The organism is Melaminivora jejuensis (genome assembly GCF_017811175.1).
GTDB lineage: Bacteria > Pseudomonadota > Gammaproteobacteria > Burkholderiales > Burkholderiaceae_C > Melaminivora > Melaminivora jejuensis.
In genome coordinates, this window is sequence record NZ_JACWIJ010000002.1 from 829,850 (window position 1) to 854,299 (window position 24,450).

Below are 24,450 nucleotides of genomic sequence, written 5' to 3' on the forward strand. Positions count from 1 at the left end.
TCGTCCAGTCCCAGGAGAATCCCCATGTCCGCCGCCGACCAGACCCAGATGAGCGCCCTGGCCCAGGCCAGCGCCGCCGCCCATCCCGTGCCCGACCGTGGCCACGTCAACAACTACACCAGCGACCCCGAGCTGCAACAGCTGCTGCGGCTGTACCTGCCGGCCGACCTGTACGCGCACCTGCAGCCGTACTTCGAGCGCATGGGCGAGCTGGCCGGAGGCGTGGTCGATGACTGGGCGCTGCAGGCCGACCGCAACCCGCCCACGCTGCAGGTGCGCAGCCGCAGTGGCAGGGACGAGCAGCGCATCCACAAGCACCCGGCCTATGTCGAGATGGAGAAGATCGCCTTCCAGGAATTCGGCCTGGCCGCCATCTCGCACCGCGAGGACATGCTGGGCTGGCCGGGCAGGCTGCCGGCCATCGTCAAGTACGCGCTGACCTATTTGTTCGTGCAGTCCGAGTTCGGCCTGTGCTGCCCGCTGTCCATGACCGACTCGCTCACGCGCACGCTGAAGAAATACGGCGACGAGGCGCTGGTGCGCAAATACCTGCCCACGCTGCTGGCCATGGACTTCGACTCCGCCGTGCAGGGTTCGATGTTCATGACCGAGCAGGCGGCCGGCTCCGATATCGCCAACACGCTGACCGTGGCGGCTGCGCAGGAAGACGGCTCCTGGCGCCTGTATGGCGAGAAGTGGTTCTGCTCCAACCCCGACGCTGGCTTCGGCATGGTGCTGGCGCGCGTGCAGGGCGGGCCGCCCGGCATGAAGGGCATCTCGCTGTTCCTGTTGCCGCGCACGCTCGATGACGGCAGCGCCAACCATTACCGCATCGTGCGCCTCAAGGACAAGCTGGGCACGCGCTCCATGGCCAGCGGCGAGATCCGTATGGAGGGCGCCGTGGCCTATCTGGTGGGCGAGCAGGGCCGGGGCTTCGTGCAGATTGCCGACATGGTCAACAACTCGCGCCTGTCCAACGGTATGCGCTCGGCGGGCATGATGCGCCGCGCCGTGGCCGAGGCCGAGTTCATCGCCCGCGAGCGCTGGGCCTTCGGCAAGCAACTGCAGGACTTGCCGCTGATGCAGGTGCAGCTGGACAAGCTGCGCGTGCCCGCCGAGCAGGCGCGCACCATGGTCTTGCAGACGGCCGCCGCGCTGACCCGCTCGGACGCGGGCGAGCCGGGCGCCTATGCGCTGCTGCGCATCCTCACGCCGCTGATCAAGTTCCGCGCCTGCCGCGATGCGCGCAAGGTCACGGGCGATGCCATGGAGGTGCGCGGCGGCTGCGGCTACATCGAGGAATGGGCCGACCCGCGCCTGGTGCGCGACGCGCACCTGGGCTCGATCTGGGAGGGCACCAGCAACATCGTGGCGCTGGATGTCAGGCGCGCCATCCGCCGCGAGGGCTCGCTGCCGGTGCTGCAGCAGCACCTGCTGGGCCTGCTGGCCGACACCGGCGGCATCACTGCAGCCTACCGCCAGGCGTTGGCCGATGCGCTGGCCGGCGCGGCACGCCTGGCCGAGCGGGCCGTGGCCGAGGACGGCGAAGCCCTGGTGCGCCAGGCCGCCACGGCCCTGTACAACTGCACTACCGCCATCGCCATGACCTGGGAGGCAGGCCGCACCGGCTCCGCCGAGCGCCTGCGCCTGGCGCAGCTGGCACTGGCGCACCGCGTGCTGCCGCGCGATCCGCTGGGCGGCGGCGCTGCGGTGCCGGCCAGCTGGCTGGCGTGAAGCTGTCCGCACAGCCTGCGAGCAGGCTTTGAAATATCAACGAAAACCCCGTTTTTCCCTTATGGGACAAGCGCTGAAAGCTATTTTTTTGAAGTATTCAAATGCAAGCAAACACGCAGGCAGATACGCCGATTGCGGGCGCCCAGGGCGCGGCTGCGGGGGCGCTGGCCGGCATCCGGGTGCTGGACTTGTCGCGCATCCTGGGCGGGCCGCTGGCCGGGCAGATCCTGGGCGACCACGGCGCCGATGTGCTGAAAGTCGAGCCGCCGCAGGGCGACGACACGCGCGCCTGGGGGCCGCCATTCAAGGACGGCGTGGCTTCCTACTACTTCGGGCTGAACCGCAACAAGCGCATCCAGCACCTGGACTTGTCGGCGCCCGAGGGCCAGCAGCGCGTGCGCGCGCTGATGGCGCGCGCCGACGTGGTCATCGAGAACTTCAAGGCCGGCACCATGGAGAAATGGGGCATAGGCTGGGAGCAGATGCGCCCCGAACTGCCGCACCTGATCTGGTGCCGCGTGTCCGGCTTCGGCAGCGACGGCCCGCTGGGTGCGCTGCCCGGCTACGACGCCGCCATCCAGGCCATGGCCGGCCTGATGAGCATCAACGGCGAGGCCAGCGGCGAGCCGCTGCGCGTCGGCCTGCCGGTGGTGGACATGGTGACCGGCATGAACGCCGTGATCGGCGTGCTGCTGGCGCTGCACGAGCGCGCCCGAAGCGGGCTGGGGCAACTGGTCGATGCGGCGCTGTACGACTCCGGCCTGTCGCTTTTGCACCCGCACGCGGCCAACTGGTTCACCAGTGGCGAGGCGCCCCAGCGCACCGGCAACGCCCATCCCAACATCTACCCCTACGATGTGCTGCGCACCGGCGGCGCGCCCATCTTCCTGGCCGTGGGCAACGACCGGCAGTTCGCGCTGCTGTGCAGCCACATCGGCCAGCCGCAGCTGGCGCAGGATGCGCGCTTTGCCAGCGCCGGCCAGCGCTCGGTGCATCGCCACGCGCTCAAGCCGCTGCTGGAGCAGGCCTTTGCCGGCCATGACGGCCAGCCGCTGGCCGATGCGCTGATGGCCATCGGCGTGCCGGCGGCTGCGGTGCTGGACGTGCAGCAGGCGCTCAGCCATCCGCATACGCAGCACCGCGAGATGGTGGTGCAGATGGCGGGCGGCTATCGCGGCCTGGGCGCGCCGGTCAAGCTCGGGCGCACGCCGGCCAGCTACCGCCACGCACCCCTGACCGAAGGCAGGCATTTCCTGGACGGCGCGCTCTGAGCGCAGGCCCACGATCAGCGAAGGCGCAGCGCCAGCTTCACACCCGGCGCTTGTCCAGCTTGCGCGTGAGCGTGCGCCGGTGCATCCCCAGGCGCCGGGCGGCCTCGGAGATATTGAAGCCGGTCTCGGCCAGCACCTGGTGGATGTGCTCCCACTCCAGCGTCTTGATGGAGCTGGCGCGCTGGGTCAGCCCGACCTCGTCGTCGCCCTCGGTGCGGGCGAAGGCCGCCTCGATGTCGTCGGTGTTGGACGGCTTGGCCAGGTATTGGCAGGCGCCCAGCTTGATGGCCTGCACGGCAGTGGCGATGCTGGCGTAGCCCGTGAGCACGACGATCAGCATGTCGGCACTGGCGGCGTGCAGCGCACGCACGCAGGCCAGGCCGCTGGCCTCGCCGCGCAGCTTGAGATCGACCACGGCGTGCGTTGGCTGCTGGCTGGCCAGCAGCGCCTGCACGGCGCCCAGGCTGTCGGCGTGCAGCACGCGCCAGCCGCGCCGGGTGAGCGAGCGCGCCAGCGTGCGCGCGAAGTCCACATCGTCCTCCACCAGCAACAGCTGGCGGTCGTCAGGGGCAGGGGCAGGGGCGTCCATGGTGGCTCTACAGGGCAATGGCCGGCAGGGGCAGGGTGATGGTGACGCGCGCGCCGGCTTCGGGCAGGTTTTCGGCCCGGATGCTGCCGCCCAGGGTGCGCGCCACGTTCGTGCTCAGGAACAGGCCCAGCCCGCCGCCGGGGCGGCCCTTGCTGGACTGGTAGGGCTTGCCGAGCTGGCGCAGCATGTCCGGCGTGAAGCCGGGGCCGCGGTCGATGACGCTGATGCACAGCGCCTGGCCATCGCGCGAGCGCTCGGCGCGCAGGCCTACCCAGTCGGGCGAGGCATCCCGGGCATTGTCCAGCACGTTGAAGACCATCTGCTGCAGCGTGGTGTCGGCGACCATCGGCTGATCCGTGCCGAAGCGGTTGTCATAGTCGAAGGCGGCCACGCTGCGTGTGGCGCGCCACTGCTGCACCAGTGCGTCGAGAAAACGGCAGACGCTGGTCTGCGCCGAAGCCTCGCCGCGCGCCTCGCCAGCGGACAGCAAAATGCCGCTGACGATGGCCTTGCAGCGCTGTACCTGCGCCTGCATGTCGGCGATCTCCTGGTGCAGCTGCGCGTCCTGCGCCAGCCGCAGGTCGCGCCGCCAGTCGCCCAGGATGACGGCCAGCGTGGCCAGCGGCGTGCCCAGCTCATGCGCCGCGCCCGAGGCCAGCAGGCCCATGCGCAGCACATGTTCCTCCTCGGCAGCGCGCTGGCGGATAGCCGCCAGCCGCGCATCGCGCTGGCGCAGGTTGCGCCCGATGCGCTGCATGAACAGGGCCACCAGCGCCGCGTTGAGCACGAAGCACACCAGCAGGCCCAGCACATAGGGGCTGGCCAGGCCGTGTGCGAAGTCGATGGACAGCGGCAGCGGCAGGTGAAAGCGCGTCAGCAACGCCATGCACAGCCCCGTGACCGCCACCAGCGCCCAGACGTGGCGGCTGCGCAGCAGCGCCGCGCCCAGCGTGACCTGCAGCAGGTACAGGAAAACGAAGGGGTTGCCCACGCCGCCGCTCAGGTACAGCTGCACAGTGAGCACCGCCACATCGACCAGCAGCGCCAGCAGCAGCTCCACCGGGCGCACCTGCAGGCCACTGCGCCAGCGCAGCCAGCTCAGCGCGTTGAACACGGCCAGGCAGCCGACGGCCAGCAGCATCTCGGCCAGCGGCAAGGGCAGGCGCAGGCGGTAGTGGGCAATCACCATGGTGAGCACCTGCCCGACCACGGCCAGCCAGCGCAGCTCGATGAGTTGCAGCAGGTTCTTCAGGCCGGCAGCGGCGTCGGCAGAGCGCGCGCTGCGCCCGGGCAGCGCGGCGCGCGGTGGCGTCCCGGTCGGGGCGCTCATGCGCCTTGCCGCAGGCACTGCTCGTGGCGCGTCACCACGGCGGCCGCGCCCAGCACCAACAGGGCCAGACCCCACCAGGTCAGGACATAGACCAGGTGGCTGTTGTGGAAGCGCACCACGGTCAGGCCGGGGCGTGGCCAGGGGCCGGCCTCGCTGCCGCGTAGGCCTTGCGGTGCGCCGGCGGGCGCGGCGGCAGGAATGCCGGCATCGACGAAAAAGGGCGCTGCCTCCGACAGGCCCTGGGCCTGGGCGATGGCGGCCACGTCGCGCGAGTGCCAGCGGCCCTCGGCGGGCGCGTTGCGGCGCAGAAAGCCGCCGCCCGGCTCGCTCATGCGGATCAGCCCGGTGAGTTGCGCGGGCGCGCCAGCGGCTCCGCGCGCCTGGGCGATGGGATCGCGCTGCGGCCAGCCGGCGCGCAGTTGCTGCGGAATGAAGCCCCGGTTGACCAGCACCTGGCTGCCGCCGTCCAGCTGCAGCGGCGTCAGCACCCAGAAACCCGCGCCCAGCTCGGTGCTGGCCTGGGTCAGCACGGTCTTGTCCGCCAGCCAGCGGCCCTGCAACTGCACCGGCTGGTATTCGCTGCGCGCGGCGTCCATGCCTGGCCACTGGGCCGGGGGCGGCAGCGGCGTGGGGGTGGTGTGCAGGCGCTGCTCGACGCGCTCCATCAGTTGCAGCTTCCAGGCGCGCCGCTCCAGCTGCCACCAGCCCAGGGCGGCAAACAGGCTGAACAGCAAGACGCCCGCCAGCGCCAGCAGGGCCAGCGCGGCAGGCGAGCGCAAGGGGCGGGGCGGGCGTGCTGCGCCGGCGACTGGCTGCGTCAAGGCGTCCCGTGCTGCGAGTGCTGCGCTGGTTGCGTCGGTGCGCCGGACATGGGGTTGGCGTGATCCGGCATCATGTGCGCGTTCATGTGGAACATGACCCACAGCGTGCCGGCCAGCGTCACGCCCACAAAGACCAATGCGAAGATGGTGGACAGCAGCGTCCAGCCGCCCTGCACCTTGCCGTTCATGTGCAGGAAATAGACCATGTGTACGACGATCTGCGCCGCTGCCAGCGCGCCCAGCAGCACCACCAGCGTGGTGCGATCCTGGATGACGCCGGCCATGACCAGCCAGAACGCAATGATGGTGAGGACGGCCGCCAGCACGAAGCCGCGTATGTAGTCCGACAGGCTGACGTGCAGATCATCGTGGTCGTGCTCGGGGCCGTGCTCGTGCGCCGCGTGGAGTTGTTGCGTGCCCATGGTTTACAGCACTCCCATCAGATAGACGAAGGTGAACACACCGACCCAGACCACGTCCAGGAAGTGCCAGAACATGGACAGACAGTTGATGCGGCGCACGTTGGCGGTCGTCAGGCCGTGCTGCCTGACCTGCACCATCAGGGTGAGCAGCCAGATGATGCCGAAGGTGACGTGCAGGCCATGCGTGCCCACCAGGGTGAAGAACGACGACAGGAAGGCGCTGGTGCGCGGCGTCGCGCCCTGGTGGATCAGGTGTGCGAACTCGTACAGCTCCACCCCCAGGAAGGCCAGGCCCAAGAGGCCCGTGATGCCCAGCCACAAAAGCGTGCCGGGCACATTTTTTGCCTGCTTTTGCAGCATGGCAAAGCCGAAGGTGATGGACGACAGCAGCAGGAAGGCCGTGTTGATGGCCACCAGCTTGAGGTCGAACAGCTCTGCTCCGGCAGGGCCGCCGGCGTAGGCACGGCCCAGCACGCCATAGGTGGCAAACAGCACGGCGAAGATGAGCACGTCGCTCATCAGATAGAGCCAAAAGCCCAGCGCCGTGCCGTTGTCCGGGTGCGGCTCGTGCGCCAGGTGGTATTGGCGCTGCGGGCGCTGCTGATGCTGCACAGGGGCGGCGCCGATGGGGTTCAGGGTGATGTCAGACATGCGATGCAGCGGCCAGTTGCCGGGTGCGCGCCTCTTCCACGGCGGCCACGTCGGCGGCCGGGATCCAGTAGTCGCGCTGGTAGTTGAAGGTGTGCACGATGGTCGCCACGATGATGGCGGCCAGCGCGCCTATGGCCAGCGGCCACATGTGCCAGATCAGGGCAAAGCCCAGCAGCGTGGACAGCATGGCGATCACGAAGCCCGCGCCGGTGTTAGCCGGCATGTGGATGGGTGCAAAGCCTGTCAGCGGGCGCTGGTAGCCGTGCTTTTTCATGTCCCACCAGGCATCGATCTCGTATGCCACCGGGGTGAAGGCGAAGTTGTACTGCGGCGGGGGCGACGAGGTGGCCCACTCCAGCGTGCGGCCATCCCAGGGGTCGCCGGTCGCGTCACGCAGCTCATCGCGGCGCCGAAAACTCACATACAGCTGCATGAGGAAGCAGGCAATGCCGGCGGCGATCAGCACGGCGCCGAAGGCGGCCACGACGAAGAAGGGCTGGACGCTGGGGTCTTCAAAGTGGCTCACGCGGCGCGTCACGCCCATCAGGCCCAGGATATAGAGCGGCGTGAAGGCCACCCAGAAGCCCGTCAGCCAGAACCAGAAGGTGGCCTTGCCCCAGGATTCGACCAGGCGGTAGCCGAAGGCCTTGGGGAACCAGTAGTGGATGCCGGCGAATACCGCAAACACCACGCCGCCGATGATCACGTTGTGGAAGTGCGCCACCAGGAACAGCGAGTTGTGCAGCACGAAGTCCGCCGGCGGCACGGCCAGCAGCACGCCCGTCATGCCGCCGATGGCGAAGGTACACATGAAGCCCACCGTCCACAGCATGGGCACGGTGAAGCGGATGCGGCCCCGGTACATGGTGAACAGCCAGTTGAAGATCTTGGCGCCCGTGGGGATCGAGATGATCATGGTCGTGATGCCGAAGAAAGTGTTCACCGTCGCGCCCGAGCCCATGGTGAAGAAGTGGTGCAGCCACACTAGGTACGACAGGATGGTGATGACCACCGTGGCATAGACCATGGAGGTGTAGCCGAACAGGCGCTTTTTGGTGAAGGTGGGCACGATCTCGGAATACACGCCGAAGGCCGGCAGCACCAGGATGTACACCTCGGGGTGGCCCCAGATCCAGATCAGGTTCACGTACAGCATGGCGTTGCCGCCCAGGTCGTTCGTGAAGAAGTGCGTGCCGAGATACCGATCCAGGCTCATCAGCACCAGCGTGGCCGTGAGGATGGGGAAGGTGGCCACGATGAGCGCATTGGTACACAGCGCCGTCCAGGTGAAGATGGGCATCTTCATGAGCTTCATGCCCGGCGCGCGCATCTTGATGATGGTCACGATCAGGTTGATGCCCGACAGCGTCGTGCCCACCCCGGCCACCTGCAGGCCCCAGATGTAGTAGTCCAGCCCCACGCCCGGATCCTGCGCGCCCAGGTTGGACAGCGCCAGCCAGCCCGAGGTGGAGAACTCGCCCAGGAACAGCGACAGCATGACCAGGATGGCCCCGCCCGTGGTCATCCAGAAGCTGAAGTTGTTCAGGAACGGAAACGACACGTCGCGCGCGCCGATCTGCAGCGGCACCAGATAGTTCATCAGCCCGGTGACGAAGGGCATGGCCACGAAGAAGATCATGATCACGCCATGCGCCGTGAAGATCTGGTCGTAGTGGTGCGGCGGCAGGTAGCCCAGGTTCTCGCCCACGGCCATGGCCTGCTGCAGCCGCATCATGATGGCGTCGGAAAAGCCGCGCAGCAGCATGACCAGGCCCAGGATCATGTACATGATGCCGATTTTCTTGTGGTCGATGGAGCAGATCCAGTCGCGCCACAGCGGGCCCCACAGGCGATAGCGCGTGATGCCGGCCAGCACCACCAGGCCGCCCAGCGCCACCGCGATGAAAGTCCACAGCACGATGGGTTCGTGCGCCATGGGGATGGCATCCCACGTGACGCGGCCCAGCAGCCAGTGGTTGGGTGTCATTTGTTCAGGCATGTCGAATCTCGGGCTCGGATACTTCTTCTCGGGTCACGGGGCGGCGGGGGCAGCACGCTGGCGCAGTGCCGCCACGAACTGCGGCGCATCGGCCGGGGTGCAGATGTCGCGCGGCAGGCCAGCGGCGGCGCGCGCATCCATGGCCATCTGCTCGTGCAGGCAGGTCTGACCGTCTTCGACGCAGCGGTTCAGGATGCGCTCGTACAGGCCCGGCTGCACGCTGGCAAAGCGCTGCACTGGGTCGCGCTCACTGGGCTTGGCCAGTTGCAGGTAGCTGGCCTGATCCAGCGCCTGGCCTTCGACTCTGGCCTTGCGTACCCACTGCTCGAAGTCGGCCTCGGGCAGACCGTGGAACTTGAACGTCATGCCCGAAAAGCCCGGGCCGCTGTAGTGCGAAGCCAGGCCCTTGAACACGCCGGCGCGGTTGATGACGGCGTTGAGCTCGGTCTGCATCCCGGGCATGGAGTAAATCATCCCGGCCAGATCGGGTACGTAGAAGGCATTCATGGTCGAGCTGGCCGTCAGCTTGAAGTGGATGGGCCGATCTACCGGCGCAGCCAGTTCGTTGACGGTGGCGATGCCCTGCTCGGGATACAGGAACAGCCATTTCCAGTCCAGGGCCACGACCTGCACCTCCAGAGGCCGCACGCCTGCTGCCACAGGGCGCTGGGCGTCGATGCGATCCAGCGGGCGATAGGGGTCGAGCTTGTGCGTGGCGATCCAGGTCAGCGTGCCCAGGGCGATGATGATCATCAGGGGCACCGTCCAGATGACCAGCTCCAGGACGGTGGAGTGATGCCAGTCGGGTGCGTAGGGCGCGTCCTGGTTGCCCTGGCGGTACTTCCAGGCGAAGACCAGCGTGGCGATGATGACCGGCACGATGATGATGAGCATCAACAGCGTGGCGGTGATGACGAGCTTGCCCTGCTGGGCAGCCACGTCGCCAGCCGGATTGAGCACGACGGCCTGGCTGCAGCCGGCCAGCAGGGCAGCCGCAGCAGATGCCGCCAGCCAGGCAGGCCCGCGAAAGCGTGAGGTGTTCAACATGCGTGAAAGGAGGAAAGCAGGCAAGGGAAAGCCGCCGCGCCTGGGGTAAACGCGGATGGCACAACGCCCAAAAATGTAATGTGGCTGGCTTGCCCCAAGGTGAGACATTTTGTCCTGTATCAACACTCGCGGCTGACGGCAAGCGAGAAAACGCCAATGGCTGATCCAAAGCAAGGAAATTTTTCCCGAAAGCTTGCGTGAAAGAGCACTTGTAGCCTGGGTGGCTTGCGTGTAGAACGGTTCGACCTGGGTGCATCCCTTGAGGTGCATCAAGACCTGCCACACCGCAACCAGGAGTTTTGCACCATGAGCAGCAGTTCGATGGCCTTGTCCGCACACGGCTACGGGGGCGATGCCTCGCTGGCGCACGCGCACACCGATGAAGACGCGACGCCTGCCGAGATCGCGGTCGGCGTGATCATTGGGCGCTCGTCCGAGTACTTCGACTTCTTCGTCTTCGGCATCGCCTGCGTGCTGGTCTTTCCGCAGTTGCTGTTCCCGTTCCTGTCGCCGCTGGCGGGCACGCTGGCAGCCTTTGCCATCTTTGCCCTGGCTTTTGTTGCCCGGCCCTTTGGCACAGCCTTGTTCATGGCCGTGCAGCGGCGCTGGGGACGCGGCACCAAGCTGACGCTGGCACTGTTCCTGCTGGGCAGCAGCACGGTCAGCATGGCGCTGCTGCCGGGCTACGACAGCGTGGGCGCGGCGGCCATCGCTGCCCTGATCGCCTTGCGTATCGGGCAGGGCGTGGCGCTGGGTGGCTCCTGGGACGGCCTGCCGTCGCTCCTGGCCATGGCGGCGCCGCGCGAGCGCCGGGGCTGGTACGCCATGGTCGGGCAGCTGGGCGCGCCGGCGGGCTTTGCGCTGGCGGCGGCGCTGTTTGCCTATCTGCATGGCCAGCTCACGCCCGAGGAATTCCTGGCCTGGGGCTGGCGCTATCCGTTTTGTGTGGCTTTTGCCATCAACGTGGTGGCGCTGTTCGCGCGCCTGCGCCTGGTGGTCGGGCAGTCATACGCCGAGCTGCTGGAGGAAAAGGAGCTGCAGCCCATGCCTGCCACGCAGCTGCTGCGCGACGAGGGCGGCCACGTCTTCCTGGGCGCCTTTGCCGCGCTGGCCAGCTTTGCGCTGTTCCATCTGGTGACCATTTTTCCGCTGTCCTGGCTGGCGCTGCGCTTCGAGCGCAGCATGACCGAGGTGCTGGGTATGCAGATCGCCGGTGCCTTTCTGGCGGCGCTGGCCATCGTGCTGTCGGGCTACTTGGCCGACCGCATCGGGCGGCGCAACCTGCTGGGCGGCATGGCTGTGCTGATCGGCCTGTTCAGCCTGGCTGTGCCCTGGCTGCTCGGTGGCGGCGTGGCCGGTGGCAACATCTTTTTGCTGCTGGGTTTCGTGCTGCTGGGGCTGTCCTACGGGCAGTCGGCGGGCACGGTGACGGCGAATTTTTCCGCGCTCCATCGCTATACCGGCGCGGCGCTGTCATCCGACCTGGCCTGGCTGCTGGGCGCGGCCTTTGCGCCGCTGGTGGCGCTGGGCCTGTCGGTGCGCTTCGGCCTGGGCGCCGTGTCGCTGTATCTGCTCTCGGGCGTGGTCTGCACGCTGGCGGCGCTGCGCATCAACCGCTTGATTGAGCAGCAACGTGGCTGAGTTGCCAGCATATGATTTGCTATTTTAAATATAGCTTCCACCGCTTGTCCAGCAAGGGTTTGAGCCGGATTTGACCATATTTTCAGTCAGCGTCCCGCACCAGCCGGAAGCCCACGTGCGACATCGGGCTGTGCGGGTCGCTGCCGCGCCGGGCGCTGGGGCGGTAGGACAGGCAGTAGTCCTCGTTGCACAGAAAGGAGCCGCCACGGATGACCCGCCGGGGCGCGCCGGCCGGCACGCCCGGCTCATGCGGGTCGAACGATTGCTCCGGGCCGGGCGGGTTGTCCAGCGGGCCGTGGGTGCGTCTTGCCTGGCGCGCGAACTCGTCGGCGCGATACCAATCGGCCACCCACTGCCAGGCGTTGCCGGTCATGTCGTGCAGGCCGTAGCCATTGGCCGGGAAGCTCCCGACGGGCAGGGTGCCCGCCGCGCCACCCGCCTGCGCGCTGACCACCGGAAAGGGCCGCGTGCGGGCATCCCAATAGTTGGCCAGCATGGCGCCGCCGGGCCGGGCCTCGTCGCCCCAGGCGTAGGTGGCCTGCTCCAGGCCGCCGCGTGCGGCGAACTCCCATTCGGCCTCGGTCGGCAGGCGCTTGCCGGCCCAGCGGGCGTAGGCCAGCGCATCCTCATGGCTGACCTGCACCACCGGATGGTCGCCCCGGCCCTCGATGGAGCTGCCCGGCCCCTGCGGATGGCGCCAGTCGGCGCCCGGCACGTAGCGCCACCACTGCCCGGGGTCGTCCAGCCGCACCGGCGCGCTGGTGCCGGCGAAGACCATGGCCCCAGGCACCAGCACCTCGTCGGGCGGGCGCGGCGTGCCGGGCGGCAGTTGCACGCGGATGGTGTCCCAGTCGGGCTGGCGCTCGGCGGTGGTGACGTAGCCGCTGTGGCGCACGAACTCGGCGAACTGGTCGTTGGTGACGTGCGTCGTGTCCATCCAGAAGCCCTTGACGCGCACTGGGTGCGCCGGACGCTCGTTGGCCTGGGCCAAGGGGTGGTCGCTGCCCATCAAAAAGGTGCCGCCCGGCACCCAGGCCATGCCCGCCGGGCCGCGCACGCCGTCGCCCAGCACGATGGTGGGGGGCGTCGGGCGCGGCGGGGCGCGCCGTGCCAGGGCCTGCCAGCCGCCCAGGCTGGCGAGTGCGGCGATGGCGGCACCGCCGCCCAGCAGCCAGCGCCGGCGCGGCTGTTGCGGCTGCGGCTGCTCAATGGACGCCATGGCGCCTGGGGCAGACCGTGCCCATGTGCTGCTCAATGACCTGCCGATCCGCAGCGTCGGTGCGGCCATCGAAGAAAAAGTCATAAACGCTGGACAGGCCCCAGTCGCGGGAGATGCGCTGCCAGTGCGCCAGATCCTGGGCGTCCACCACGCCATCGCGGTTGCCGTCGCCCGGGCAGTCTGGCTCGGAGGCCAGCAACTCGTCCAGCCGGGCGGTGAGCGTGGCATAGGCCGCCTGCTGCCCGGCGCTGAGGGGGCTGCGCAGCAGGTTGTTGCTGTCCGGGTCTTCCAGGCGGGGGGTGCCCGGCGCCTGGTCGATCTCGTAGAGCTCGACGGCCACGTCCTCGCGGCTGCCGCCGGTGGCCGGGTCGTGGTTCAGCGTGGTGTTGCGTACCAGCTTGTAGCGTTCGTCGCGGATGGCCAGCGTGCGTTCGGGCAGCACCAGCACCGGGCCGGGCGCGGCGCCGGCAGCGGTGATGGCGCGGTTGACCTCCCAGCATTGCGCGTGGCCGGCGCCGCCCGGATCGATGACGGACGGGTCGGTGTGGCCCGGCCCCCACCACACGCCGGCGTTGTCCTCGCAGACACTCTTGGAGGTGGGGATCTGCGTGCAGCTGCCACCCTGGCTGGCCGTGCGGCTCATGACGCAGGGGCCGTTGCGCGCGCCGCCCGCCTGGATGTTGACGCCCGACTGGGTGAAGTTGATGCTGCGCAGGCCAGCCTGGCCGGGCGTGACCAGGTAGGGCAGCAGGCCCACCGAGTCGAGCGTGCGCGGCACCTGGGCAGGTACGTCAAGGCCGGCCAGCTCGCCGAAGAACTGGAACAGATCGACGCTGTTGACCATGTGCTCCACGGCGCGGCCCGGCGCCGCCACCTGCGGCCCGGCGACGATCAGGGGCACCCACACGCCCGTCTGGTAGGACGTGCCCTTGGCCAGCGACAGGCTGAACGGCGGCTTGACGGCAAAGCCCAGCGAGCCGTTGTCGCCGACGATGACGATGACGGTGTTGCCCGCCTGCGGGTCGTAGGCCAGGCTGCCGTCCGCAGCGCGCGTGGCCAGGCCGGTCTCGACCAGCAGGCGGCCGAACTCGGTATCCAGTGCCTCGGTCATCTGGTTCTGGATCAGCCGTCCGGCCACCGGGCTGGCGCAGTCCAGCACGTTGCCCGACAGGCGCGGGCTGGTCTGCGGCGACAGCTGCCTGGGTGCGTGCTGCCAGGGCGTGTGGGCGGCCGAGTAGCTCACCGTGGCCATCCAGGGTGTGCCGGCAGGGCGCGACTTGATCCAGCGGATGGCGGCGTCGGTTTCAATGGTCGTGCGGTAGCCGCGTGCGCGCGGGTCGGACAGTGGCACGGCCTCGGTGCGGCCGCCATCGATGACCACCAGCGGCGAGACGTAGTAGGCGTTCTCGCGATCGAAATCCAGCCGCGCGCTGGCCGGCAGGGGCGTGCCGCACTGGTGGCGATCGACGAAGATGCCGCCGCGCGCCAGGCACTGCAGGCCGTTGCCGTCCTCGGATAGCGGTGCCAGCGGCAGGTTCTCGCAGGCGCCATCGGCAAAGTGGCACGAGCCGGCGAAGTGGTGCGGATAAAAGCCGCAGGCCTGCGCGCCCGCAGCGTAGGCGCCGCCCGCCGTGCTGTCGATGGAGCCGGGCAGGCCGCCGATCCAGCCGTAGAAATGATCCCAGCCCAGTTGCAGCGGTGTGGCGTTGCCGGCCTCGTTGTGCTCCGGCCCGGCCAGGTGGAACTTGCCGAACATGGCGCTCTCGTAGCCCGCCTGCTTGAGCAGCTTGGGCACGGTGGCGTCGAAGGGCGAGAGCTGCGAGTTGGCCAGGTCGTTCGGCCCCAGCGCCTGGTACATGTGGGTGCGCAGCGGGTAGCGCCCGGTGAAGAAGGCGGCGCGGCCCGGTGAGCACTCGGGCATCGACCAGGTGTTGCGGAACCTGACGCCGGCGCTGGCCACCGCGTCCATGTGCGGCGTGGGCGGAGCGTCGGCGCCGCCATAGCCGAAGCTGGCCATCTGGTCGATGCCCACGTCGTCCATGACGACGAACAGGATGTTGGGCCGCTGCTGCGCCGGCGGGGGCGTGGGCGCCGGGCCGCTGCCGCCCGAGCTGCCGCCGCACGAGGCCAGCACTGCGGCAAGCGCCAGTGCGCCGGACAGGCCGGACAATCTGCGGCAAATGTGGCTGCGGTGCATGGCAATGCTCCTTGTGTGCTTGCTTGCGCTCACGGCGCCGCGCAGCGGCGGCCCAGGTGGCGCTCGATGATGGCCCGGTCGGCGGCGTCGGTGCGGCCATCGTGGTTCAGGTCGTACCAGCTCGACTGGCCGCCATTGAGCTGGCTCAACTCGCGCCAGTTGTCCAGATCCTGCTGATCGACCACGCCATCGCGGTTGCCATCGCCCGGGCAGTGGGTGCTGTCGTAGCGCTGGTTGTAGCTCGCCACCACGTCGCGCCGATCCAGCTCGGCCTGCAGCGCGGCGTGCGCCTGGCGCGCCTGGGCGTCCAGGCCAGCGGCATCCAGCGGGCTGCGTCCCGCCGCCAGCGCCGTGCCCTGGCGATCCAGCGCTGGATGGGGCGTGGCCATGTCCACGCGGTACAGCTCGTCGGTGACGGCGAACACCGGCTCGCCCTCGACATCCCGGCCATAGACCCAATCATGGATCGGGTCAGGGCCGCTGCTGGCGCACTGGTTGCGGCTCAGGCGCACCAGCTTGTATTGCCCGTCGCTGGCGGCTTTCTGCGCGTGCGGCAGGATGTCCACCATGCCTTGGCCGCGCGCGGCGCGGTACTGCTGCACCTGGCAGCAGTTGCCGTAGCCACCGGCGGGCACGCCCGGCTGGGTCGAGCCCTCGCCGTACCAGACGCCACCCTGGTCGTCGCACAGCGCCTTGTACGGGAAGATGCTGAAGCAGGTGCTGGCCGCCTCGATCACGCAGGGCTGTGGCGTGGCGGCCACGGCCGGGTTGCGCAGGTTGGTGCCCATCTCGGTGAAGTTGATGGCGCGGATGCCGGCCTGGCCCGGGTCTTCCAGGTAGGCGCGCATCGGCTGGCCGTCCAGCGGGCGGGCCGGGTCGATGGCGGCCTCGATGTCGGCGCCGGCGATCTCGGCAAACAGCCGGTACAGGTCGGCGGCGTTGGCCAGGTGTGCCACCTCGCGCCCCGGCTGGCGCACCAGCGGCCCGGCCACCAGTAGCGGCACGGCCACGCCTGTCTGGTAGGCAAAGCCCTTGGCCCGGGTCGGATCGAACCGGCCGGGCGCGGTGAACTTGACGCTGTTGACGTAGGTGCCGTTGTCGCCCATCACGACCACCACGGTGTTGGTCTTGTCGGGCTGATAGTCGAGCGAGCCGTCGGCGCGGCGCGCAGCCAGGCCCAGTTCGACCAGCAGACGGCCGATCTCGCTGTCCATGGCCTCGGCCATCAGGTTGGTGACCAGGTGGGCATCGACCAGGTCGGCGGCGCCGTTCAGCGTGGCCCGCACGCCCTCGTTCTCGCCGTCGCTGCGTGGATAGCACACCAGGTTGTCGTTGCGCCCCGGCGTGTCCTCGGACAGCAGCGCCAGCGGCGGCAGTTGCAGCGGCGCGTGCAGGGCCGAGTAGCCCAGCGACAGCATCCACGGCTGGCCGGCGGGCTGCTGGCGCGCCCAGGCGATGGCGCGGTCGGTCTCCAGCGTGCTGCGGTAGCCGCGCGCGGTGGGGTCGGCGGCACCGATCTTGCGCGTGTTGCCCTGGGCGTCGCTCTGTATCCATTCGGCGGTGTAGTAGCCGTTTTGCGCGCTGAAATCCAGGTGAGCGGGCACGCTGGACTGGCAAGCCTGGCGCGGCTCGAACAGGCCGCCGCGCTCCATGCAGGTGCGCCCCGGCGTGGTGATGGCGCCGCCGCGCACGATCTGCGTGCAGTCGCCCGTGGCCAGGTAGCAGGCGCCGGCGTCGGCGCCGTGCGCCGGGTCGATGCTGGCGTTGGGCACGAAGCCGCAGGGATAAGTGCCCTCGGGCGTGCCGGTGCGGCCAGCGCGGGTGTCGATGGGGTAGGGCGCGCCGTCCAGATAGCCGTCGAAGTGATCCCAGCCCAGCTTCCACAGGGTCTGGTGGCCATAGGGCAGGTTGGGCGCGCCGCCCAGGTCAGTGCCCGTCAGGTGCATCTTGCCGATCAGCGCGCTGCGGTAGCCGCGCGTCTTCAGCAGCTTGGGCAGGGTGAGTTCGTAGGGCGAGATGGTCGAGTTGGCCAGGTCGGTGGACACCACAGCGTTGAGCACATTGGTGCTCGATGGATAGCGGCCCGTGAAAAAGCTGGCGCGCGTGGGCGTGCAGGTCGGCATGGCCCAGGCGTTGCGGAACTGCACCCCGGCGCGGGCAATGGCCGTCAGGTTGGGCAGGCGCGGCGGTACGGCGCCGCCGTAGCCGTAGGAGGTGAGCTGATCCACGCCCAGGTCGTCGAGCACGATGAACAGGATGTTGGGCGGCTGGGCCGCAGGGGCCGGGCCGCTGCTGCTGCTGCTGCTGCCACTGCCGCCGCTGCAGGCGGCCAGCAGCAGGGCCAGCGCGGCGGCAAGCGCCTGGTGCGGGGAGCGGGGGCAGGGGGTGGGCATGGCGGTGGACTCTCCAGTGCCGGCAGTGTCCGTGCTGCGGCGGGCGCTGCAAATACCATGAAAGCGGTATTCAGGCAGACATGCCGGCTGTGCCAGAGTGCGGGGCATGAACAAGCCATTGCAGGAGCAGGCAGTGCCGGCGCCCGGCGCACCGTGCCGTGTGCTGCTGCTCGAAGACGACGAACCGCTGCGCGAGCGCTTCGCGCGCATCCTGGCTGCCTGGCCGGGCGGGCAGCTGGTGGCGGCCTGCGCCACGCTGGGCCAGGCGCTGCAGGTGTTGCAGGGCGGCGAGCGCCTTGACCTGTTGATCGCCGACCTGCGCCTGCCCGACGGCCACGGCACCCAGGCCATCCGGCTGCTGCGCAGCCTGCACCCGCAGGCCGAGGCCATGGTGATCTCGGTGCTGGCTGACGATGCCACGGTGATCGAGGCGATCGAGGCCGGCGCGGCGGGCTATCTGCTCAAGGATGCCGACTCCATCGAGCTGCTGGAGGCCATCGAGGAGCTGCGTGCCGGGCGCTCGCCGATCTCCTCGTCGATCGCGCGCGTCATCGTGCGCCGGCTGGGCGCCGCTGCCGCGGCGACCGCTCCCGCCGCGCCGCCAGCCGAAATGCTGACCCCGCGCGAAACTGAAATCCTGTGGGGCATCGCCCGGGGGCTGACCTATGCCGAACTCGCGCAGCAGCTGGGCATCTCGCGCCAGACCGTGCCGGTACACATCAAGAACGTCTATCGCAAGCTGGAGGCGACGAACCGCTCCGAGGCCGTGTTCAACGCCTCGCGCAATGGGTTGATCCGCCTTTGACATCCTCCCCGCCCTAAAGGACGGGGATTTCAGCAAAACCAATCATGCTAGGCACAACTGATTTCCTGTCGGTTCGCACTTCGCCGGGGCTTGCGTTCACCGGCCTTGGCCCGCGCCCGTCTGACAGTCCCTCCATGCGCAGTCACGGTCTGCCCGACCGCCAATATGTTCCTCGCCGCATTCACGTCGCGGTCGTGGCGCGCGCCGCAGCTCGGACACGTCCAGTTTCTCACGTCAAGCGGCATTCGCTCCTGAATATGGCCGCAGCCCGAGCAGGTTTTGCTCGACGGAAACCAGCGGTCGATGCGCTCGACCCGCTTGCCGTAGCGCTCGGCCTTTTCTTCCAGCATTCGGGCGGCTTGTCCGAGGCTGGCATCGCTCAACGCGCGCGCAAGGCTGTGGTTCTTGACCATGCCGCGCACGTTGAGGTCTTCGATGTAGATCGCGTCGAACCGCCGCACCATGCCCGTAGAGAACTTGTGCAGTGCGTCGGTGCGGCTGTTGGCAATCTTCTCGTGGATGCGCGCGACGTGGCGCTTGAGCCGCGCGCGCCGCTTGCTGCCTTTGTGCCCGCGAGCCATGCGGCGCTGGTAGTGCGCGAGGCGCTTTTGCCACTTCGCACCGTGCTTCGCATTGGAGACCGTCTCGCCGGTGGAGAGCGTCGCCAGCCGATTGATGCCGAAGTCAATGCCGACCGACTGACCGGTTTCGGGCAGCGGAGCTGCCTGCGTCTCGACCACGAGCGAGATGAAGTATTTGCCGCTTGCGGTGCGGATCAGCCGGATCGACGACGGGTGCGCAATGATGTCGCGCGACCATTTGACTTTGATCGCGCCGATCTTGGCGAGCTTCAATGTGCGGGTGTCGATGTTGAACGAAAAGCCGCGTTCGGTGTAGTTGGCCGACTGCCGCGCTTCCTTGCGCTTGAACGACGGGTAAGCCGCGCGCTTGTCGAAAAAGTTCGAGTAGGCGACTTGCAGATCACGCAAGGCCTGCTGCAAGCAGACGCTGCTGACTTCGTTGAGCCATGCGTGTTCGGGTGTGGCTTTCAGCGCCGTCAGCGCCTTGTCGGTAGCGGGGTAGCCGATGCGCTCGCCATTGCGCCATCCGTCCGAGCGCAGCCGCAGCGCCCAATTCCAGACGAAGCGCACGCAACCGAAAGTGCGATTCAGGTGCGCGGCTTGTTCGGGCGTCGGGTAGCAGCGGAACGTCCAGCGGGATTTCATGCTTCACATTATGGGAAATAACGTGCGAAACATACAACTTTACGAGCGCGTTGCGCTCGCCCTCTACCTCCTCCCCTGAAGCATTGGTATCTACACATCTCCCGTAACGCGCCGATAGTCGAGCGTATGTTTCTAATTTCACTACTCTGGAGCCTCGCTTGCGCCGCCGAGCCGAGCGCTTGGTGATGCAACACGCCAACTGTGCCCCCAGCCTGGCCGCAGGGATGAAGTCGCTGCCCGGCTGCTCCTCGAGCATGGCTGACACGCAGGCCCTGTGGCGCTTTCTGAACAACCCGCGCGTCAAGCCCGTGGACTTGTCGGGCCCTTTGCTGGCCATGGCCCGCGAAGGCCTCGCGCGGGACTGCAAGGACTATGCGCTGGCGGTGCACGACTGGTCGCGGCTGAACTTTCGCACCCACGACAGCAAGCAAGACCGCGTGCGCATGACGCACCAGCTCGATGTGGGCTATGAGCTGCAAAGCACGGTGCTGGTAAGCGACCGCGACGGCTCGCCGATCTGCGCTCCAGTGCAGAACCTGCGCACGGCCCAGGGGCTGCTCAGCAGCCGCAGCGATGGCCTGCTGCCGATGAAGCCGCACCTTGATGAGTTGAGCGATCGCCTCGCCTGGCTGGAGCAGCAAGCGCTGGGCCGCCCGCTGGTGCACGTGGTCGATCGCGAGGCTGATTCGATCGGGCATTTGCGCCAGTGGAGCGAGCCGGGCCACCTGTGGCTGATCCGGGTCAAGGCCGGTGGCCGGGTGAAGAGGCAAAACAAGGCGTTCAAGCTCAGTGTCGTGGCCGCGCAGTTGCCCTTTGAGCAGGCGCGCGCGGTGCAACACCAGGGCGGCATGGCGATGCAGTGGAACGCCAGCACGGCGGTGGTGCTCACGCGCCCGGCCAAGCCTGCGGCGCTTAACGCGCAAGGCAAGCGTGTGGCTGGCGTCAAAGGCGTGCCGCTGCACGCGCGGCTGGTGCTCAGCCAGGTGCGCGATGACGCGGGCAACGTGCTGGCCCAGTGGTACCTGCTGAGCAACGTGCCAGAGACCGTGAGCGCTGCAACGCTGGCGCTGTGGTACTACTGGCGCTGGCGCATCGAGTCGTACTTCAAGCTGCTCAAGCAAGCAGGCCAGCAAGTGGAGCACTGGGAGCAAGAAAGCGGCCAGGCGATCTTCAAACGTCTGCTCATTGCCTCGCAGGCCTGCGCGCTGGCATGGCGCCTGATGCGCGCACAGGGCGAGTCGGCCCAATGCACGCGCGCCTTTCTCACGCGCCTGGCGGCACGCCAGATGAAGCGCGCCAGGCCGGCGACCGCCAGCGCACTGCTGGCGGGCATGTACATACTGTTTGCGATCAATGAGGCCCTGGAGCATTACTCACCCGAGGAGATTGCGCAGTTCGCTCGCCAGGCTCGCGGCATGGGGGGCGCGATAGCGAACTGAAGATGTGTAGATACCAATGCCCAAAAGGGGGAGGCTTCGCGGGAATTCAGGTGAAGCGGGGTGTCGCCCTGGTGCTGGCCTGCCTGGGCCTGCTGCTGCTGGCAGGGGCGCCGCTGTGGCCGCAGCTGGCGCTGTTCGATGGCGGGCAGCGCCTGGACAGCGCCTTGGCCGCGCGGGCCGACGCTGGCGGGATGGCCACGCCCGATTGGCAGCCGGTGGCGCTGCCGCACACCTGGCCGGCCCGGCTGGGGGCTGCCCAATACCGCTACCGCCTGCACCTGGAGCTGGCGCAGGCGCCGCGCGAGCCGCTGTACCTGTTCCTGCCGCTGCTCAGCCAGAGCGCGGTCGTGGCGCTCAACGGCGCCGAGCTGGCCGACACCGGCAACCGCACCCTGCCCACGGGCATCATCTCGGGCGTGACGGCGCTGGTGCGCCTGCCGGCGGATCGGCTGGTGCCGGGGCGCAACACGCTGGAGCTGCAGGTGGCCGCAGCCGGCGTGATCCGGGGCCATCTGGCCGCGCCGCTGGTGGGCAGCGCCGAGGTGCTGGCGCCGCACTACCGGCTGAACCTGTTCCTGCTGGAGCACCTGCGCCTGATGGTGCTGGCCGGCCAGCTGCTGCTGGTGGTGGCGCTGCTGGTGCTGTGGCGGCAGCGCAGCGCCGAGCCGCTGTTTGGCTGGCTGCTGCTCATGCAGGTGCTCAGCCTGCCGCTGTACGTGGGCCTGCGCGCCGACCTGCCGGGCGTGCAGCAGGCGCTGCCCTACGTGCTGATGGCCAGCTCCGCGTCGGCCTTCATCCTGCCCATCATCGCCCTGCTGGTGAGCGGCCTGCCGGTGCCGCGCGCTCTGCAGGCCTGCGTGCCGCTGGTGCCGGCCCTGGGCCTGGCGCTGGCGCTGCTGACGCCGCTGGCGGCGCGCCAGGTCATGCTGGGGCTGAACGTGCCGGCGGCGCTGCTGGCGATCTGGGCGGCGGTGCTGATCGCCGCGCGGGGGGCGCTGCGCGGCGCGCAGGAAGCGCGGCTGCTGCTTGTGCCCATGCTGCTGTTCGCGCTGGCCCTGCTGCACGACGTGGCGCTGGTGGCCGGCTGGGTGGATGGCGCCATCTTGCTGGGCGCCTACTGCCGCATGGTGCTGCTGATCGCCATCGCGGCCATCCTGATGCGCCGCCTGGGCCTGAGCCTGATGCGCCTGGACGGCGCCAATGCCCGCCTGCGCCAGACGCTGGCGCAGCGCGAGGCGCAGTTGGCGCTCCTGCACGCGGAGGAGCGGCGCGAGGCCGCCGAGCGCGTGCGCAGCCAGGAGCGCCAGCGCCTGACGGTGGATCTGCACGACGGCGTAAGCGGCCAGCTGGCCTCCATCCTGGCGCTGGCCGAGCGCGCCGGCGTGCCGGCCATCGAGCGCAGCGCCCGCGAGGCGCTGGACGACCTGCGCGCCGTGATCCACTCGCTGGACATCGGCGACCGCGAGCTGGCCGTGGCGCTGGCCGGCCTGCGCGAGCGCAGCGCGCGCCAGCTCAAGCGTCTGGGCGTGCAGCTGGACTGGGCCATGGCGCAGTTGCCGGAGATCTCGGGCGTCACGCCCACGCACGCGCTCAATGTGCTGCGCATCGTCCAGGAGGCGCTGACCAACGCCGTGCGCCACGGCCCGGCCACGCGCATCGCGGTGCGCGGCCAGGCGCACGGCGCTGCACAGGCGGCCATCGTGGTGGAAAACGACGGCGCTGCCCCGGCAGCCGCAGCGCCTGCCATGCCTGGCGGCGGCGCGGGGCTGGAGAACATGCGCCGGCGCGCGCAGACACTGGGCGCCACGGTCTGCCTGCAGGCGCTGCCGGGGGGCGGCGCGCGCCTGGTGCTGCTGCTGCCGCTGCAACTGCCGGGCGATGAGCCGACTCCCCGTGGATGATACAAAAAAGATAGCTGGCAGCGCTTGTCAGTCAAAGGTTTCAGGTAGAAAACTATCTGAAACCTTTTTCCAGCAAGCGGTGTCAGCTATATTTTTAATAGTCCGGCTGCCGGTCAGCACGCTCCCGGGCGGGCGCTTGCCGGCTCAGTCCTTGGGCCGGAAGCCGATGACCAGCGAGGGCGGCACGCGCCCGTCGGTGTCGCGCGGCAGGGTTTCCGTCTTGTGCAGGGCGCGCACCACGGCCTCGTCCCAGGCCGGGTTGCCGCTGGACTTCATGACGCGCACGCTGGTGATGGTGCCGTCGGGCGCGGCGCGCACCTCGACCTCGGCGCGCGGGTTGCCGGCCACGGTGTCGGGATAGACGATGTTGGGCCGCACCTTGGCCGCCACCTTGCCGCCATAGCCGGCAGAAATGCCGCTGCCGCCGGCACCGGCCGTGGCACTGCCCGGGCCGCTGCTGCGCTGGGCGCTGCCGCTGGCGGACTCGCCCCCGGTCGCGCCCGCCAGGCCGGCGATGCGGCGCAGTTGTTCGCGGCGCAGCTCCTCGGCGCGCTTTTCCTCGGCTTCGGCGCGGCGCTTGTCCTCGGCGGCTTTTTTCTTCTGCTCCTCGGCACGGGCCTGTTTTTCACGCTCGGCCTTTTCGCGTTCGGCCTTTTCGCGTTCGGCCTTCTGGCGCTCGGCTTTGTCTTTTTCCGCCTTCTCGCGCTGGGCCTTTTCCCTCTCCGCCTTTTCTGCCTTGTCCTTCTCGGCCTTTTCCCGCTGGGCCTTCTCGCGCTCGGCCTTTTGCTCGGCCAGGCGTTCCTTCTTCTCCTGCTCCAGGCGTTCGCGGCGCTCCTCTTCCCTGCGCTCGCGTTCGCGCTTTTCACGCTCCAGCTGCTGCTGACGCTTTTTTTCTTCTTCCAGGCGCTTTTTCTCGCGCTCCAGGGCAATGTCGGCCTCGCGCGTGTCGGCCACGGCGGCCTTGGCCGGGGGGGAGGGGGCGGCGGTGGCGCGGGCGCTGGCCGGGGGCCGGGGCGGGCGGTGGTGGGGGAGCGGGTGGCGGTGGCGGCGCCGGCAGGGGCGGCGGTGGCACGGCCCGGGGCGCGGCCTGCTGCGGCTGGGCCGACCACAGCTCGGCCTGTACGGCGGGCGCATCGTCGCTGGCCTTCCAGCGCACGCCCCAGGTCAGCGCGCCGATCAGCGCCAGGTGCGCCAGCACGGCCAGCGAGACGGCGCGCGTGCGCCCGGGCGGGCGCGGCGGCGCGAACTGGTCGCGGTCGGCCAGGGCCGGCTGCTGGGGCTGTCTATCCTCGGGGCCGCGCACGCTCGTCAGCCACCACTCTTGACGGCCAGGGCCACGCGCGCCACGCCGGCGCGCTGCAGCGCGGCCATGGCCTGCATCACGGCGTCATAGGGCACGGCCTTGTCGGCGCTGATCAGCACCGGCGTGTCCTCGGGCTGATCCTTGAGCCACTCGCGCGCCGTGCTGCCCAGGTTTTGCAGGGCGACCGGGCGCTCGTTGCCGTCGGTCTTGAAGCGGATGCCGCCATCCCTGTCCACGAACACGTCGGCGCGCGTCCTGGGCACCTTGGCGCCCTTGCCCACCGAGGGCACGTTGACCGAGCTGGGCGTGAGCATGGGCGCCGTGACCATGAAGATGATGAGCAGCACCAGCATCACGTCGATGAAGGGCACCATGTTGATCTCGTTCATGGAGCGGCGGCGGCTGCCGCGCGATGCGGTGGCGGGCATGGGCGCTGTTCCTGTATGTCTCTGGCGGTGCGGG

18 protein-coding genes and 1 pseudogene are annotated in these 24,450 nt (G+C 69.0%); 6 read left to right on the top strand and 13 right to left on the bottom strand.

Translation table 11 applies throughout. From position 1 onward, the window contains the following. The first annotated feature begins 24 nt into the window (after nucleotides 1–24). Nucleotides 25–1,734: an acyl-CoA dehydrogenase family protein gene (locus tag IDM45_RS04140; RefSeq protein ID WP_209421764.1), complete on the top strand. Its 1,710-nt coding sequence runs from the start codon at nucleotides 25–27 to the stop codon at nucleotides 1,732–1,734. A 101-nt stretch (nucleotides 1,735–1,835) separates the two neighbouring features. Next, nucleotides 1,836–3,005, top strand: coding sequence for a CaiB/BaiF CoA transferase family protein (locus tag IDM45_RS04145; protein ID WP_209421765.1), 1,170 nt, complete (start codon nucleotides 1,836–1,838; stop codon nucleotides 3,003–3,005). Between the two features lie 37 nt (nucleotides 3,006–3,042). Here IDM45_RS04145 and IDM45_RS04150 read toward each other — a convergent pair whose 3' ends face one another. Genes IDM45_RS04150 through cyoA form a run of 7 tightly spaced genes read right to left on the bottom strand, consistent with a single transcriptional unit; the run spans nucleotide 3,043 to nucleotide 9,864 of the window. Beyond that, nucleotides 3,043–3,594, bottom strand: coding sequence for a response regulator transcription factor (locus tag IDM45_RS04150; protein ID WP_209421766.1), 552 nt, complete (start codon nucleotides 3,592–3,594; stop codon nucleotides 3,043–3,045). 7 nt (nucleotides 3,595–3,601) lie between these two features. Continuing rightward, the gene (locus IDM45_RS04155; RefSeq protein ID WP_209421767.1) at nucleotides 3,602–4,924 is read right to left on the bottom strand and encodes an ATP-binding protein; all 1,323 of its coding nucleotides are present in this window, start codon (nucleotides 4,922–4,924) and stop codon (nucleotides 3,602–3,604) included. After that, on the bottom strand, nucleotides 4,921–5,703 hold the full coding sequence (locus tag IDM45_RS04160; protein ID WP_232653446.1) for an SURF1 family protein: 783 nt from the start codon (nucleotides 5,701–5,703) through the stop codon (nucleotides 4,921–4,923). Before IDM45_RS04160 ends, IDM45_RS04155 begins: the two co-directional genes overlap by 4 nt. Before the next feature lie 38 nt (nucleotides 5,704–5,741). Then, on the bottom strand, nucleotides 5,742–6,167 hold the full coding sequence (gene cyoD, locus IDM45_RS04165) for a cytochrome o ubiquinol oxidase subunit IV (protein WP_209421768.1): 426 nt from the start codon (nucleotides 6,165–6,167) through the stop codon (nucleotides 5,742–5,744). Between the two features lie 3 nt (nucleotides 6,168–6,170). Next, the gene (gene cyoC, locus IDM45_RS04170) at nucleotides 6,171–6,818 is read right to left on the bottom strand and encodes a cytochrome o ubiquinol oxidase subunit III (protein WP_209421769.1); all 648 of its coding nucleotides are present in this window, start codon (nucleotides 6,816–6,818) and stop codon (nucleotides 6,171–6,173) included. Continuing rightward, the gene (cyoB, locus tag IDM45_RS04175; RefSeq protein ID WP_209421770.1) at nucleotides 6,811–8,817 is read right to left on the bottom strand and encodes a cytochrome o ubiquinol oxidase subunit I; all 2,007 of its coding nucleotides are present in this window, start codon (nucleotides 8,815–8,817) and stop codon (nucleotides 6,811–6,813) included. Before cyoB ends, cyoC begins: the two co-directional genes overlap by 8 nt. Nucleotides 8,818–8,850: 33 nt before the next feature. Beyond that, complete coding sequence (cyoA, locus tag IDM45_RS04180) at nucleotides 8,851–9,864, bottom strand: ubiquinol oxidase subunit II (RefSeq protein ID WP_209421771.1); 1,014 nt, start codon at nucleotides 9,862–9,864, stop codon at nucleotides 8,851–8,853. 306 nt (nucleotides 9,865–10,170) lie between these two features. On the opposite strand from cyoA, the gene IDM45_RS04185 reads away from it, so the two are divergent. Next, nucleotides 10,171–11,505 (top strand): MFS transporter, encoded by a 1,335-nt coding sequence (locus IDM45_RS04185; protein ID WP_209421772.1) that lies wholly within the window; start codon nucleotides 10,171–10,173, stop codon nucleotides 11,503–11,505. 82 nt (nucleotides 11,506–11,587) lie between these two features. Here IDM45_RS04185 and IDM45_RS04190 read toward each other — a convergent pair whose 3' ends face one another. Genes IDM45_RS04190 through IDM45_RS04200 form a run of 3 tightly spaced genes read right to left on the bottom strand, consistent with a single transcriptional unit; the run spans nucleotide 11,588 to nucleotide 17,314 of the window. After that, nucleotides 11,588–12,724: a formylglycine-generating enzyme family protein gene (locus IDM45_RS04190; RefSeq protein ID WP_209421773.1), complete on the bottom strand. Its 1,137-nt coding sequence runs from the start codon at nucleotides 12,722–12,724 to the stop codon at nucleotides 11,588–11,590. Beyond that, nucleotides 12,711–14,921, bottom strand: coding sequence for a sulfatase-like hydrolase/transferase (locus tag IDM45_RS04195; protein ID WP_209421774.1), 2,211 nt, complete (start codon nucleotides 14,919–14,921; stop codon nucleotides 12,711–12,713). Before IDM45_RS04195 ends, IDM45_RS04190 begins: the two co-directional genes overlap by 14 nt. A 29-nt stretch (nucleotides 14,922–14,950) precedes the next feature. Then, the gene (locus IDM45_RS04200) at nucleotides 14,951–17,314 is read right to left on the bottom strand and encodes a sulfatase-like hydrolase/transferase (protein WP_209421775.1); all 2,364 of its coding nucleotides are present in this window, start codon (nucleotides 17,312–17,314) and stop codon (nucleotides 14,951–14,953) included. A 106-nt stretch (nucleotides 17,315–17,420) separates the two neighbouring features. Between IDM45_RS04200 and IDM45_RS04205 the strand changes: the two genes are divergently transcribed. Next, on the top strand, nucleotides 17,421–18,119 hold the full coding sequence (locus tag IDM45_RS04205; protein WP_232653444.1) for a response regulator: 699 nt from the start codon (nucleotides 17,421–17,423) through the stop codon (nucleotides 18,117–18,119). A gap of 47 nt (nucleotides 18,120–18,166) precedes the next feature. Here IDM45_RS04205 and IDM45_RS04210 read toward each other — a convergent pair whose 3' ends face one another. Beyond that, nucleotides 18,167–19,345 carry an RNA-guided endonuclease InsQ/TnpB family protein gene (locus tag IDM45_RS04210; protein ID WP_209421776.1) on the bottom strand — a complete coding sequence of 393 codons (1,179 nt, stop codon included), beginning with the start codon at nucleotides 19,343–19,345 and terminating at the stop codon, nucleotides 18,167–18,169. Nucleotides 19,346–19,599: 254 nt separating this feature from the next. Here IDM45_RS04210 and IDM45_RS04215 point away from each other — a divergent pair, with 254 nt between their 5' ends. Both IDM45_RS04215 and IDM45_RS04220 read left to right on the top strand, forming a co-directional pair. Beyond that, entirely contained in the window at nucleotides 19,600–20,784 is a 1,185-nt protein-coding gene (locus IDM45_RS04215) for a transposase (protein ID WP_209421777.1), read from the top strand. Nucleotides 20,785–20,834: 50 nt separating this feature from the next. Then, nucleotides 20,835–22,685 (top strand): sensor histidine kinase, encoded by a 1,851-nt coding sequence (locus IDM45_RS04220; RefSeq protein ID WP_209421778.1) that lies wholly within the window; start codon nucleotides 20,835–20,837, stop codon nucleotides 22,683–22,685. 144 nt (nucleotides 22,686–22,829) lie between these two features. On the opposite strand, the pseudogene tolA reads toward IDM45_RS04220, so the two are convergent. Together tolA and IDM45_RS04230 are read right to left on the bottom strand one after the other, a co-directional pair. Next, nucleotides 22,830–23,988, bottom strand: a pseudogene (gene tolA, locus IDM45_RS04225) (cell envelope integrity protein TolA). A gap of 5 nt (nucleotides 23,989–23,993) precedes the next feature. Beyond that, nucleotides 23,994–24,416 (bottom strand): ExbD/TolR family protein, encoded by a 423-nt coding sequence (locus IDM45_RS04230; RefSeq protein WP_209421779.1) that lies wholly within the window; start codon nucleotides 24,414–24,416, stop codon nucleotides 23,994–23,996. Between the last annotated feature and the right edge of the window lie 34 nt (nucleotides 24,417–24,450).